The 13,264-nt window shown below is 65.1% G+C and carries 9 protein-coding genes; 5 read left to right on the forward strand and 4 right to left on the reverse strand.

The annotated features are described in order from the left end of the window. The first annotated feature begins 35 nt into the window (after nucleotides 1-35). The 4 genes from GOALK_RS05400 to GOALK_RS05415 are packed head-to-tail and all read left to right on the forward strand — an operon-like array spanning nucleotide 36 to nucleotide 6,650. Nucleotides 36-1,478: a DUF3375 domain-containing protein gene (locus GOALK_RS05400; protein WP_006357791.1), complete on the forward strand. Its 1,443-nt coding sequence runs from the start codon at nucleotides 36-38 to the stop codon at nucleotides 1,476-1,478. Next, nucleotides 1,475-2,062 (forward strand): DUF4194 domain-containing protein, encoded by a 588-nt coding sequence (locus GOALK_RS05405; protein WP_006357792.1) that lies wholly within the window; start codon nucleotides 1,475-1,477, stop codon nucleotides 2,060-2,062. The genes GOALK_RS05400 and GOALK_RS05405 overlap by 4 nt, the downstream gene beginning before the upstream one ends. Next, nucleotides 2,059-5,457, forward strand: a complete 3,399-nt coding sequence (locus GOALK_RS05410; RefSeq protein WP_006357793.1) for an ATP-binding protein — start codon at nucleotides 2,059-2,061, stop codon at nucleotides 5,455-5,457. The genes GOALK_RS05405 and GOALK_RS05410 overlap by 4 nt, the downstream gene beginning before the upstream one ends. Then, nucleotides 5,454-6,650 (forward strand): Wadjet anti-phage system protein JetD domain-containing protein, encoded by a 1,197-nt coding sequence (locus GOALK_RS05415; protein WP_006357794.1) that lies wholly within the window; start codon nucleotides 5,454-5,456, stop codon nucleotides 6,648-6,650. Before GOALK_RS05410 ends, GOALK_RS05415 begins: the two co-directional genes overlap by 4 nt. 21 nt (nucleotides 6,651-6,671) lie before the next feature. Here the strand turns inward: GOALK_RS05415 and GOALK_RS05420 are convergent, their stop codons facing one another. From GOALK_RS05420 to GOALK_RS05430, 3 genes are all read right to left on the reverse strand, one after another. Continuing rightward, complete coding sequence (locus tag GOALK_RS05420; RefSeq protein WP_006357795.1) at nucleotides 6,672-8,000, reverse strand: DoxX family protein; 1,329 nt, start codon at nucleotides 7,998-8,000, stop codon at nucleotides 6,672-6,674. A 132-nt stretch (nucleotides 8,001-8,132) separates the two neighbouring features. Beyond that, nucleotides 8,133-9,443, reverse strand: a complete 1,311-nt coding sequence (locus GOALK_RS05425; RefSeq protein ID WP_006357796.1) for an MFS transporter — start codon at nucleotides 9,441-9,443, stop codon at nucleotides 8,133-8,135. Nucleotides 9,444-9,525: 82 nt separating this feature from the next. Beyond that, on the reverse strand, nucleotides 9,526-9,990 hold the full coding sequence (locus tag GOALK_RS05430) for a hypothetical protein (RefSeq protein WP_006357797.1): 465 nt from the start codon (nucleotides 9,988-9,990) through the stop codon (nucleotides 9,526-9,528). 413 nt (nucleotides 9,991-10,403) lie between these two features. Between GOALK_RS05430 and GOALK_RS05435 the strand changes: the two genes are divergently transcribed. Further along, nucleotides 10,404-11,756, forward strand: a complete 1,353-nt coding sequence (locus tag GOALK_RS05435) for an L-serine ammonia-lyase (protein WP_006357798.1) — start codon at nucleotides 10,404-10,406, stop codon at nucleotides 11,754-11,756. Nucleotides 11,757-11,864: 108 nt separating this feature from the next. Here the strand turns inward: GOALK_RS05435 and GOALK_RS05440 are convergent, their stop codons facing one another. After that, complete coding sequence (locus GOALK_RS05440; RefSeq protein ID WP_006357799.1) at nucleotides 11,865-13,079, reverse strand: cytochrome P450; 1,215 nt, start codon at nucleotides 13,077-13,079, stop codon at nucleotides 11,865-11,867. Nucleotides 13,080-13,264: the final 185 nt, after the last annotated feature.

Genomic DNA, 13,264 nt, shown 5'->3' on the forward strand with positions numbered 1-13,264 from the left:
ACGACGATGTCCGACGGGTTGCCTACTCTTGGTCCATGGACTTCCACGCGTTCACCGGCTTGTGGGAACGACATCCCGCATGGCGGCTGCTGCGTGCTCACCATTCCCCGCTCATCCTGACGTTCCTCGGGAACTACTTCGTCGAGGGTAACCGGGGTGCGAGTTCGGCCAACGACCTCGCCGCGGCGTTGGACGACCTCCTCTACGACCTGAACACCGCAGCCGCAGCGGAAGACGGACAGGCTCGATTCCCGAAGGAACCTCGTGCGTACCTCGAGGACTGGGCCGCAACGGAGGCGGGCTTTCTCCGTCGCTTCTACCCGCCGGGGGACGACGAAGTCCACTACGAGGTGACGCCGGCCTTCGAGAAGGCATACTCCTGGGTCGTCTCCCTCCAGGGCAGAGCCTTCGTCGGAACCGAGTCGCGGTTGCACACCGTCGTCGAACTGCTCCGGCAGATCGTGCACGGCGTCGAATCCGACCCGGGGGTCCGACTCGCGGAGTTGCGGCGGCGTCGTGCCGAGATCGACGCCGAGATCGACGCCGTCGAGTCCGGCCACATCGCGGTTCTCGACCAGACAGGGGTCCGAGACCGTTACCAGCAGCTGTCGTCGACCGCGCGTGAGCTGCTCTCCGATTTCCGCGAGGTCGAGGACAACTTTCGCCTCCTCGACCGCGCCGCCCGCGAGAAGATCGCCGCCTGGGACGGCCCGAAGGGCGAACTCCTCGCCGAGTTGGTGGGAAGTCGGTCGGAGATCGCCTCGTCCGACCAGGGGCGCAGCTTCCAGTCGTTCTTCGAGTTCCTGCTCTCCGACTCTCGGCAGACCGAACTGTCCGCCCTGCTCGACAAGGTGTCCTCGCTCGACTTCGTGGAAGTCGACCACCGCATCCGCGGCATCCACCACGACTGGTCGGAGGCAGCCGACCGCACCCAGCGCACCGTCCGCCAGATCTCCGAACAACTTCGCCGCTTCCTCGACGACCAGGTGTGGCTCGAGAACCGCCGAGTCTTCGACCTCGTCCGTGCCGTGGAGAGCACCGCGCTCGAGCTCCGCGGCGACACACTGGATTTCGGTCTCGACGTCGACCAGCCCGGGATCGAGATCGCCTTGCCCTTCGAACGGCCGCTCTACCAGCAGCCCGCCTCGGCGACCGTCGAGAGCCACATCGAGCACGCCACCGAGGACCTCGACGCCGAGCTGCTGTTCACCCAAACCTTCGTCGACCAGGCCCGTCTGGCTGCCAACATCCGCGCGATCCTGCCCGAGCGGTCGTCCGCGCTGCTGTCCGATGTGGTCGGCATGTACCCGATCGAGCAGGGCGCAGCCGAGATCGTCGGCTATCTCGCGCTCGACGACGATGACGTCAGCATCGACATCGACGCCTCCGACGAGACCCTGTTGGAATACCCCGATCCCAACGATCCGGACACCATCCGGCGTGCCCGGCTTCCGAGAGTCACGGTGAGGCGACGATGACCGACGAACGCGCCGTCGCGAGCACCATCATCCGGCTGATGCAGGGCGTGGTCTACCGCGAATCCGACGCGGATGCCTGGGCCACGCTCGAGCGATCCGGGGCCGGCGTACGCGACCATTTCGCCACGATCGGAGTCGACGTCGTCGTCGACGACTCCGAGGGCTACGCCTACCTCCGCTCACGGCCGGAACAAGAAGAACAGGAACCACTTCCGCGGCTGGTCCGACGCCGCGCACTGACCTACAACGTCAGCCTGCTACTGGTACTCCTCCGCAAACGCCTGCTGGAGTTCGAGATCACCGGCGGCGAGGGTCGACTCGTCCTGTCGACCGACCAGATCGTCGAGATGCTGCGCCTGTTCCAGGCCGAGTCGACCAACGAGGCACGCCTCGTCGACCAGGCCGAGAGCACCATCAAGAAGACTGTCGAACTCGGATTCCTGCGCCAACTGCGGGGCCACACCGACCAGTGGGAGGTCCGGCGCATCATCAAGGCCTACATCGACGCGCAGACACTGTCGGATTTCGCGGGCAAGCTCCGCGAGTACGCCGGACGGCCGGCCGATGACGGAGGAAGCCGATGACCGAGGGACTCTTCTCATCGGTCGAACTCGGCGGGCCCGCCCAGGGGGCGGGATTCCGTCTGCAGTACGTCGAGGTCCTCAACTGGGGCACGTTCGATCGACAGGTGTGGCGACTCACCCCTGGCACGGAGACGGCACTGCTCACCGGAGACATCGGATCGGGCAAGTCGACCCTGGTCGACGCGGTCACCACCCTGCTTATGCCCGCTCACAAGATCGCCTACAACAAGGCCGCCGGTGCGGAGGTCAAGGAACGCACACTTCGTTCCTACGTCGAAGGCCACTACAAGTCCGAACGACAGGAATCGACAGGGCGATCCCGCGCGAAAGGCCTCCGGCAGAACCGCAACACCTACTCGGTCATCCTCGGTGTGTTCGGAAACGGCGGCTACGACGAGACCGTGACCCTCGCTCAAGTGTTCCAGCAACGCGACACCGTCGGGCAGCCCTACCGGTTCTATGTGACCGCGACCAAACAACTCACCATCGCCACCGACTTCGCGGACTTCGGTTCCGACCTCCGCGACCTGCGCAAGCGACTCCGGTCCGGCGGTGCCGAGGTGGTCGACGAATTCCCGAAATACTCCACCTCGATGCGACGGCTGCTCGGCATACGGTCCGAGCAAGCGCTCGAACTGCTCCACCAGACGGTGTCGATGAAGTCGGTCGGCAACCTCAACGAGTTCGTGCGCGGACACATGCTCGAACCCAGCGACGCTTCCGAGCGTGTCCGCGACATCATCAGCCACTTCGACGACCTCACCAAGGCGTTCGACGCCGTCAAGCGAGCCCGCGAGCAGCTCGAGGCACTCGATCCCATCGTCGCCACCAGCCGCAAGTACGACGCCGCACTGGCCGAACGTGATGAGCTGGACCTGCAGCGCGCGGCCGTTCGGCTGTTCATCGCCGAGCACCGTTCCGGATTGCTCGCCGGCGAGATCGTCACGTACACCGCCGAAGGTGAAAGCCTATTACGCCGCCAGGACGAAGCCACCGCACGCCAGCGCGACCTGGCTCGCGAACGCGAGTCGCTCATCGAGGAGCGGGCGCGGGCCGGCGGTGACCGCGTCGGCGAACTCGAACGGCTCACCGCCGCGGCGCGCGACGATCTGCAGAAACGCCGGCACGGCCGGGCACTGTTCGACGCCACAATCGCCGATGCCGGATTCGATCCGGTGACCTCCGCCGAGCAGTTCAGCGCTCTGCGCGGCCTCATCGACGACGAACGTTCCCGGCTACTGGCGACCAAACGCGCATTGGACACCACGATCGCCGACGCCATCGGACACGAGAAAGACGCGGTCCGACGGGCGGATGCGATCCGCGACGAACTCGACGACCTCCGCAACCGCACCAGCAATCTGCCGCCCGACCAGGTACAACTGCGCGATCAGCTCACCACCGACCTCGGGCTCACCCACACCGATCTTCCTTATGCCGGCGAACTTCTCGATGTCGCCGCGGAGCACGGTGAGTGGCGCGGCGCGGCCGAGCGGGTTCTGCGCGGCTTCGCGCTCTCGCTGTTGGTGCCGCAGCAACACTACGATTCGGTCGCGGAGTGGGTCAACGGCCGACGATTGACCTTTCGAGGCGCCGGCGGCCGGAACGTCGGTGCGCGCCTGGTATATGAGCGCGTGCCGGGGCGACAGATTCCGTTACAGCGCCAGCCTTCCGACGTTCCCGTGCTCGCCGAGTGCCTGGAGATCAAGGACGGGCCCTTCGAGGACTACCTGCGTGCCGAGGTGTTCAAACGAGCCGACCACCGGCGCACGGAGAACATCGCCGAGTTCCGAGCGGCCACGCGCGCCGTCACACGCGAAGGCCAGGTGCGCTCCGGTGGTCGTCATGAGAAGGACGACCGGCACCGCGTCGACGATCCCCGGCGATGGGTCCTCGGCTGGGCCAACGAACGCAAGATCGCCGCGCTGCGTGACGATCTCGATGAGTTCGAGCGTCTGCAGTCGGCCGCCGCCACGGAGATCACCACGATGTCGGAACAGCGAGACGTCGTGCAGAAGCGCAGCGAAGCACTCGCCCGGCTAGAGGGATTCCATTCCTGGACCGAACTCGACGTCGACGAGGCCCGTCATCGCGTCGAGGCGCACGACGCAGAGCGGGCCCGTCTCGAATCGGGTTCCTCACGGCTGCAGGAGATCACGGTGGCGCTGGAACGCAATGCCGAGCACGCCGAGGCCCTCAACGCGACGATCAACGAGCTGACCGGCAAACTGGCAACCACTGCGGCGGCCCGACACCAGGCCGAGCAACTTCGTGCCGGGACCGACGCGTTCATCGCACAGCACGCCGAGGCCGACCTCACGACCGCACGGGCGTCGTATGACGCTCTGGCACAACGCCTCGACGTCATGCCGACCACGGCAGATGACTGCCCCGCGGCGGAATCGACACTCTCGTCCGTGCTGCATCAGCGGATCGAACGACTCACCCGTGAGCTCGGTGGTCACGGCCAGAACCTCGCTCAGTACATGGCCGAGGTCCTGCGACGATGGCCCGACCTGCGCGCCGACATGGACGCCGACGTCGGGTCCCGAGCAGACTTCGTCGCCTTCCGCGAGCGCGTCGCCACCGACGACCTCCCACGTTTCGAGGCCGAGTTCAAGGACCAGCTGAACAAGAACGCCATCCAGGAGCTCGCCGGGTTCAACAACTGGCTCAACCGGCAGGCCGCGTCGATCGACGAGCGCATCGCCCGGATCAACGAGGCGCTGGGCGCGGTGCCGTACAACCCGGGCCGCTGTATCCGGCTGGAGCGAGAAGCCACCACGAATCAGGAAGTGGTGCAGTTCCGATCCGATCTGCGGAACCTGACCAACGACAGCCTTGCGGTCGACGGTGACCAGTACTCGGAGCAGCGGTTCCTGGACGTCAAGCGGATCATCGAACGATTCCGCGGTCGGGACGGGCACGCCGACTCGGACAAGAACTGGACGCGCCGGGTCACCGATGTGCGGAACTGGTTCGTGTTCTCCGCCTCTGAGCGGGACGTGGAGACCGACATCGAGTGGGAGCACTACAGCGATTCCGACGGCAAGTCCGGCGGTCAGAAGGAGAAGCTCGCCTACACGATTCTCGCCGCCTCGCTGGCATATCAGTTCGGTTTGGAATGGGGCGTGCAGAAGTCTCGTGATTTTCGGTTCGCGGTGATCGACGAGGCGTTCGGGCGGGGATCGGACGTGTCCACTCGTTACGCGCTGGACCTGTTCGCCAAGCTCGGGCTGCAGTTGCTGATCGTCACGCCGCTGCAGAAGGTGCATGTGATCGAGCCGTATGTGAAGGCGATCGGCTTCGTGGACAACCCCACCGGCACGTTCTCACGGTTGCAGACGATGACGATCGAGGAGTACCGGTCCCGCCGAGACGGACAGTTGCGGTGAGCGGTCGCTGGACCTCGCCCGACGACATCGTTGCCCGGGTCCGACGCCGGTGGATCGACGGAACCCTGTTGCGCGCGTATGCAAGTGGCGGCCCGTTCGATCCAATCGAAGTACCGCTGCGCGGCCCCACCGCGCCGCAGATCGGTGATGACCTCGGTGCGGCCCGCGAATGGGTGTCCACGCTCGATCGGGGGCGGCGCGACGATCGGCACTACACGCTGCTCTGGCGGTCGATCGGTGGGCGGCAGGTCGGGCGGAACGAGCTTCCGGTGCGAGCAGTCATCGACTCGTTCGAGCAGGCATGGTCGCTGCTCGGCGTGGCGAGCGACGTCGCACAGTTCGACGAGGTGCTGCGCCTATCCGCCGGCACGCCCACAGTGCGCGCCTGGGTACTCCGACATCCTCACCGGGCCGTCGATCTGAGCTCGGAGTTCCCGCGGTTGATTGTGGCCTACGAATGGCTCGACGCACAACGCGGATCGGGCCGCTACCTACGCGAGATCACCGCCCCCGGCGTCGACACCAAGTTCGCCGAACGCTACCGGTCGGTACTGGCGTCGATGCTCGGTGTGTCCTCGACCGCCGCCGGTTTCCTCGCCGGGCTGGGCTTGCGCGCGAAGCCTGAGTTCGTGCGGTTGCGGCCGTCGTCGACGTTGGGGTTGCCCGAGCGGCTGACCGAGATCAGCGTCCGGGCCGACGAACTCGCGCAGGTGACGTTGAGACCGCGACGTGTGCTCGTCGTCGAGAACGAGATCACCTATCTCAGTGTCGACGTCCCCGAGGACGGCATGGTGTTGTGGGGCAAGGGGTTCGAAGTGGATCGCATCGGCCGGCTCCCCTGGCTCACCGATGTTCCGGTCTGGTACTGGGGCGACATCGACACGCACGGCTTTGCCATTCTCGACCGACTACGGACCTGGCTCCCCCAGACCGAGTCGATCCTGATGGACCGCGAAACCCTCTTCGCGCACCGGGATCGGTGGGTCACCGAGGATCGTCCGGCGACGTCTGCGCTCACCCGGCTCACACCCGCCGAGCGAGCCCTCTACACCGACCTCGTGGAAGACTCACTCGGCACACGTGTGCGCCTCGAACAGGAGCGAGTCGCTTGGGAATGGGTTCTCGCACGGTTCTCGTCGACGTCGTTGCGGTGCGCTGAGCGTGCCGGACGAGCCTCGGGCCGGTTCCGCTGATCGAACATGGCGTGCAGGATCTCACCGGAAGTACGGCTCGTCCTGGACCCAGTTGAATCCCCTGCTCCGCAACGTCATGGCGTCGTGGTCCATCCGGTGCGCGACGATCGTGGTCGGAGTGCCGTCGAGGTCGCCGCTCAACACGAGGGTGTCATCGTCGGGACGATCGATATCGAGGACCGCAGCTGGTTGCTGAAGCCGCAGTGTGCCGTCGGCGATCTCGGCCGGTATCGGAACGAGTGCACCGTGCATCATCTGCAGAGTCGTCGCGCCACCGGTGTCGAACACGAGCCGTTGCCAACGGATTTCGTCGGTCGTGAGTGGCGGCACCGACCTACCGTCGGTGCGAAAGTCCTGGACCGACCAGATGCCGTACAGCTCGGGCTTGGGTGCACCACCGCCGTACTCGTGGTACGCGGTCCAGCTGATCTGGGCCGCTCCGATCGCCACCCAGATGCCCAGGACCACCTGGATCCCCGCCGCCCACCGGTTGAGCTTGTCCTGTGTGAACAGTGCGGGCGGGTTGACGGGATTCGCTGATCGCCCGAATACGAACAGAATTAGGAGGTTTCGCATCTGCGGTGCCAACAGGATGAGCGAGAAGACCACGAGGTGGAACGAGAGGATCTTGACCGGGACGTCGAAGGTCATGTTGAGGATGAACACCTGGACCATCGCGACGAAGCTCACGATCGCGCCGAGCGTGGCTGTGCGCGTCCAGAACAGCAGAAGACCACCGAGTACCTCGACGCTGCCGAGCAGGATCTCGTAGACCGGTGAACTCCCCACCTGCATCCACAGCACCGACGCCGGGCTGAAGTCGCCGTACGGTTCGAGGAGCGTTGCCAGTGGGGGTTGGCCCATCTGCGACGGGATGAGCTTCGCGAATCCGTAGAACAGCATCTGCCCGCCGAGCACGAGCCGCAGGAACAGCGTCGTCCACGACCACAGCCGCGCGTAGTCGGGACGATGACGATCCAGAATCGACCACAGCGCGGTGACGACACCAGCGACGACGACGATCAGGAACAGGTAGATCCAGATCGCCGCCTGGTCCCCGCTCCCGGAAGTCGTGTTGAGAACCGCGTCGACGCCGAAGACGTTGCGGCCCAGCCACTCCGTCACCGGCGCGAGCGCTCTCATCTGCCACAGCATTGCGCTCTCCGGCATCAGACTTCCCGCCGGTCCGAGGAACACGAAAGTGATCTGCGCGAAGGTCAGGCAGAACAGCGCGGTGTAGATGAACGTGAACCGGAACGCCACCTTCCGCGCCGGACCCCACAGTCGGGGCGGAGCCGAGGGTTCAGTGATGGGGACTGTCAGGCTCGGGGCCGTGTCGGTGACACTCATACCTCGACGCTAGGGCGGCGAAGGGCTCCCGCACATCAGTGAAAAGACTGGACCTACCCCCCCTACTTTTGGGTGAGTTCACTTTCGGGGTCGCTCGGGGTTGACCACGGTCCGAGTGCGGCCAGATGGGTCTCATGGTCGTCCCGGGACCGAACGACCGGACTGGCGTGACCACTGCTCGGGGTCGTCGCGCAGCAACCGTGCCCTGCCCTTGCGACGGTATCGCCAGATCTGTGTCGCGCCGAGTCCCCAGAGCAGGAACTGTGCGGCCATCGCCCACGTGAAGGCTTCAGCGGGATAGCCTTCTACGCCGTCCGGGGTGCGCCAGTCGAGGATGACGCCGATCAGCCCCGCGGTGACGAGGGTCGCCAGGAAGCCCGCCTGGTTGATGATCCCGGTGGCGGTGCTGGTGCGAGAAGCGGGATTGGATGTGCGGCCGAGATCGAAACCGACCATCGACGCGGGTCCCCCCATACCGCAGATCACCACCAGGATGACGAGCAGCCAGAACGGCGCCGCCCCTGGCCACGCCAGCACCACCGCCCAGGCGGTCGCGATGCACGCGATGACCAGGAGAACCAACGTCGAACGGTGCCAAGGCGATCGGGTGATCAGCCAGGCGAATGCCGGGCCGAAGCCCATGATCGCGAGCACCATGATCGTCAACAGAAGACCCGCGGCGCCGGCGCTCAGGCCCTGGCTCTCCACGAAGAAGGGATAGCCCCACAGGAGTCCGAGGACGTTGGCGCTGAAAGGTGTGGAGAAGTGCATCCAGAAACCCAGGCGGGTACCGGGATGTTCCCACGACGCGCTCAGGCTTTGCCGGATACCCGCCCACCCGAGGACCGGACCCGACACCGAGCGCGCCGTGGGCGAATCGCGCACCACCAGCCAGGTGGCCAGCAGCAGAGCGGCGCCCATGGCTGCGATGGCGAGATACGCGTGCGTCCATCCCAGGGTCGACAGCGCCCACGTCATCGGGATCGCCGCCGCCACCGCACCCAACTGACCCAGCACCCCGGTGAGTTGAGTCATCAACGGGATCCGCTTCGTCGGGAACCAACTGGTGACCAGTCGTAGGACGCACACGAAGGTCATCGCGTCGCCGATGCCGACGAACAGCCGGGACGACAGCGCCCACGGATAGTTGTCGGCGAAGGCGAAGCTGACCTGCGCCAGCGTGAGGATCAGCGTCCCGGTGAGCAATACGCGACGCGAACCGAACCGATCGACCAGGAGCCCGACGGGCACCTGCATCAACGCATAGACCAGCAGCTGCAGCACGACGAAGGTCGACAACTGCGACGCGGTGATGTCGAAACGTTCCGCCGCCAGCAAACCGGCCACGGCCAGCGACGAACGCTGCAGGACCGCGACGAAGTAGACCGTGAGACCGACCAGCCAGACGACCATGGCCTGGCTCGAGCGCGCGGGTGCGGTCATCGGTCGCCGACGTTCACGCGCGCAGAATTCGTTCGGTCACCTCACCATTGTCGGGGGTGGGCGAACGGTCCCGATCAGTGGCCTACGCGCCCCGCCCTCGCCTTCCGTTGCTGCGAGCTTCGATGGCGGCGACAGAGTTCCTGAACTGCTTGCCCAGGACTCGGGTACCGACAGCTCCGAGCACGCCCGCGAGGAACCGTCCCTTGAGGTTCTTTCCGTCCCTCACGACGACGACGTCCACGTCCGTTCCGCCTGCGGGTTGCGGCGTGAGGGTGTACGTGTGCCCCGAGTGGCCGCCCCACAGATTGGAGTCGGTCGTCGTCATCACGACGCGATGGGGATCGGTCCAGTCGTAGTGCAGCGTTTCCCAGATTCCGTTCGAGCCCTCCGTGACATCGGCATCATGGGGGCCTTGGTGGAGGACCTCGAGGTAACTGTCTGCGCTGTTACCGAAGAGTTCTTTACGACCTGGTCCGAAGTCGGTGAGGCCGGCGAGAAACTGCTCGGGCGTCACGGTGGTCGTCTCGTGCATGTGGATCGTGGTCATGGCATGTACCTCGACAGGTTGGAGTTCAGCTCCCGCCCGCCGGCAGAAGCGACTGACCTATCCAGAACACCACTCGCACGCACGGCGCGGAAGGGATCTACTCGACCTGATCGAGCAGTCCGGCCACGACGCAGACACCCCCGAGAGGACAGGTAGCGCAAGGTCGCCGCCTGATCCCGACTGCAGAAGTAGCCGTGACGAAGCCGGTCGACACCGAATACGTTGCGGCGCAGAGGCTCCACCAACCGGATATCGCTCATACTCGGCTGGCCCCGGTTTGTCCGGCAGCAATCCTTCCACCGCGTCGGCCCCTCGGATCGCGCCACTCCGGAGCCCCCAGTCTCGACCTGCACGTATCACGATCAGACTGTACGGTTTATCTACATCTGTTCTGCAAGAAAGGTGGGTTTGCTGTGGTCGCGTCGGACGTGCGAATCAATGACCTGTTCAAGATAGGGATCGGCCCATCGAGTTCTCACACAGTCGGCCCGATGGTGGCCGCGTCGGCGTTCCTAACCGAACTCACCGAGACCGAAATCGTCGACACCACCCAACGATTGAGCGTCGTACTGCGGGGCTCGTTGGCAGCCACTGGGGAAGGGCACGGAACTCCCGGTGCGGTAATTGCTGGCCTCCTGGGGCACATACCCGCAACCTGCGATCCTGCGGCAGTCCGCACTGCATGGGAAGCCGGCAGGGGCACTGACACGATCACGATCGCCGAGCGACGGATTACACTCGACCCCATCGTGTTCGAACCGTGGGAACCACATCCACTCCATCCCAACGCAATAGACCTCACGGCATTCGACGAGCATGGCACAGCCGTGCTGGAACGGACGTATCTGTCGGTCGGCGGGGGCTTCATCGAGACAGTCGGACTTCCGCCATCCCCTACTTGCGAGGCCGAGATCCCCTTTACCTTCAACTCCTTCGGTGAACTACACCGCCTCTGTAGCGAAACCGGTCTGACCATCGCCGAACTGGTTGCGGCGAATGAGGCTGCGGTGGGAGTTGATCCGGGCTCAGCGGCATCCGAAATCTGGTCTGCCATGAACGATTGCATCGAATCGGGTCTGGGACCCGGTCCCAAGACCCTTCCCGGCGGACTGGGAGTCCGTCGGAGGGCGCCGGCATTGGCGGCTCGCGTAGCGGAGGAAGACGGGTTCTCAGCCGCGGTCGCTCGAATCCAACTCGATGCGATGGCGGTCAATGAAGAGAACGCACTGGGAAATCGTGTCGTCACTGCTCCCACGAACGGAGCAGCCGGGATCATCCCGGCCGTCATCTCTCACTACGTCAGAAGTGCACCATCTGCGGGCCGGAACGGCATCGTCGCCATGTTGTTGACCGCTACTGCGTTGGGCGCAATCATCAAATCCAACGCATCGATCTCCGGCGCACAGGTGGGTTGCCAGGGTGAAGTCGGCTCCGCCTGCGCCATGGCGGCGGGCGCCCTGTGTGCCGCCCTCGGCGGAACCGTCGCCCAGATCGGCAAGGCAGCCGAGATGGGCCTCGAACATCACCTCGGCCTGACCTGCGACCCAATCGGCGGATTGGTGCAGGTGCCGTGCATCGAGCGCAACGCGATTGCCGCAGTTACGGCAGTCCAGGCCGCAACTCTCACATTGCAAGAGGACGACCACGCCCATCTGGTGTCCTTCGACGCTGCTGTAAAGACGATGCGCGACGTCGGTGCCGACATGCACGAGAAGTACAAGGAGACTTCGCTGGGAGGCTTGGCCGTCAGCCTCGTCGAATGCTGAACTGCGCCCGCCGCTATGCAATTCCTACTGCCAAACAAACAAATTCGAACACGCAACCTGCCATGCCGGGCGAGGCCGGCAGGTTGCGTGTTCGAAGCCAGCCGGGGCTCAGGCGTCCCACACCGCAGGAAGCGACTTTGGTCCCCGCGTCCTCCATCCGTGCACCCACGGTTCCTTGTCCGGGTCAAGGCGTACTCCTGGAAGTCCCCGGAAGATCTCTTCCAGGACAACCTGGCTCAGACCCCGGGCAGTGAAGTGTCCGACACAGGTGTGCCGCCCGAAGCCGAAGGCCATGTGATTCTGCTGCGGCCTGTCCAGGTCGTACTCCTCGGGACGCTCCCACCGCTCCGGATCTCGGTTTGCCGCACCCATCACGAGGCCGACGCTCATTCCCGCCGGAATGAGTACACCCCCGATCTCCATGTCCTTGAGGACATCTCGCTCGACGACACTGAACGGGGGCAGCCACCGCATGGCCTCTTCAAAGGCGATCGGTCCCCACTTCCCGGGGTCTTCGGTGAGACGGTTTCGATAGTCCTCGTTGGGCAGGACCCCGAGCAGGGTTGCGGCGATTCCGTGACCGGGTTCCTGGAACCCGCCCACGATGAGGACGTTCACACTTCCGATCACGTGGTCGATCGACCGCAGCTCTCCCGGTGGGCACCCGTGGTGGAACAGATGCCACAGGACGGTGCCATCGGATTCTTCCGACAACGAGGCACGTCGCTTTTCGAGGTAAGCCCTGACCTCCGTCTTCACCTCCTCGCCGAGCTCGGCAACGCTGGCGTCTCGCCCTCGGTTCACCAGGTAGGCGCCGAGGCTGTTGAACCACTTCTTACGCGTTTCCATGTCCAGGTCGTCCATGCCGAGCATGACACCGATGACCTCAAGGCTGATCGGTTCGAGCAGGTCGATCGCCAGGTCCGCTTGGCCGAGGCCTTTGATGTCGTCGACTCGGCGGCGTGCAACCTCGCGGAACAGCGTCTCGCGTCGTGAGTTCACGGCCTTGCCGCGAAGCGGGGGATTGACCGCGCCGCGCAGTTCCGCGTGACCCTCACCCTCGAGGCTGAGGATGTTGGGTGCACCGTAGGCCGTCTTGAACGGCTCGACGGGCCCGTGGAGGTGTTCATCGTCCCGGCCCGCGGCCTCGCACAGAGCCCACGTGGTCAGCAGCACGAGGTGGCTGTCCGGGGCATACGCGACCGGGGACTCCGCCTGGAGGCGCTGGTAGATGGGATAGGGATCGTTCTCGAGCTCATCGAGGGTCACGTCCAAGGGGATATCCGTCACCAACGTGGGCGGGGTGTCGACTGTACTGGTCATGCTTGGCTCCTCACTGATAGTCGAGATCTGCCGGTCGCCGCTAGCCGGACACGGCCGCGGCCCTGCGCGACGCGGCAAAGTCGAGTGCTTCCGCGTAGCTCTTCTTCTGTTCGATCATTCGGCGGTACTTCATGATGTGACGCTGCCCGTTCGACGTGAGCGCCCCGACGACACCGCTCCCTGAA

Source organism: Gordonia alkanivorans NBRC 16433, assembly GCF_000225505.1.
Taxonomy (GTDB): Bacteria; Actinomycetota; Actinomycetes; order Mycobacteriales; family Mycobacteriaceae; genus Gordonia; species Gordonia alkanivorans.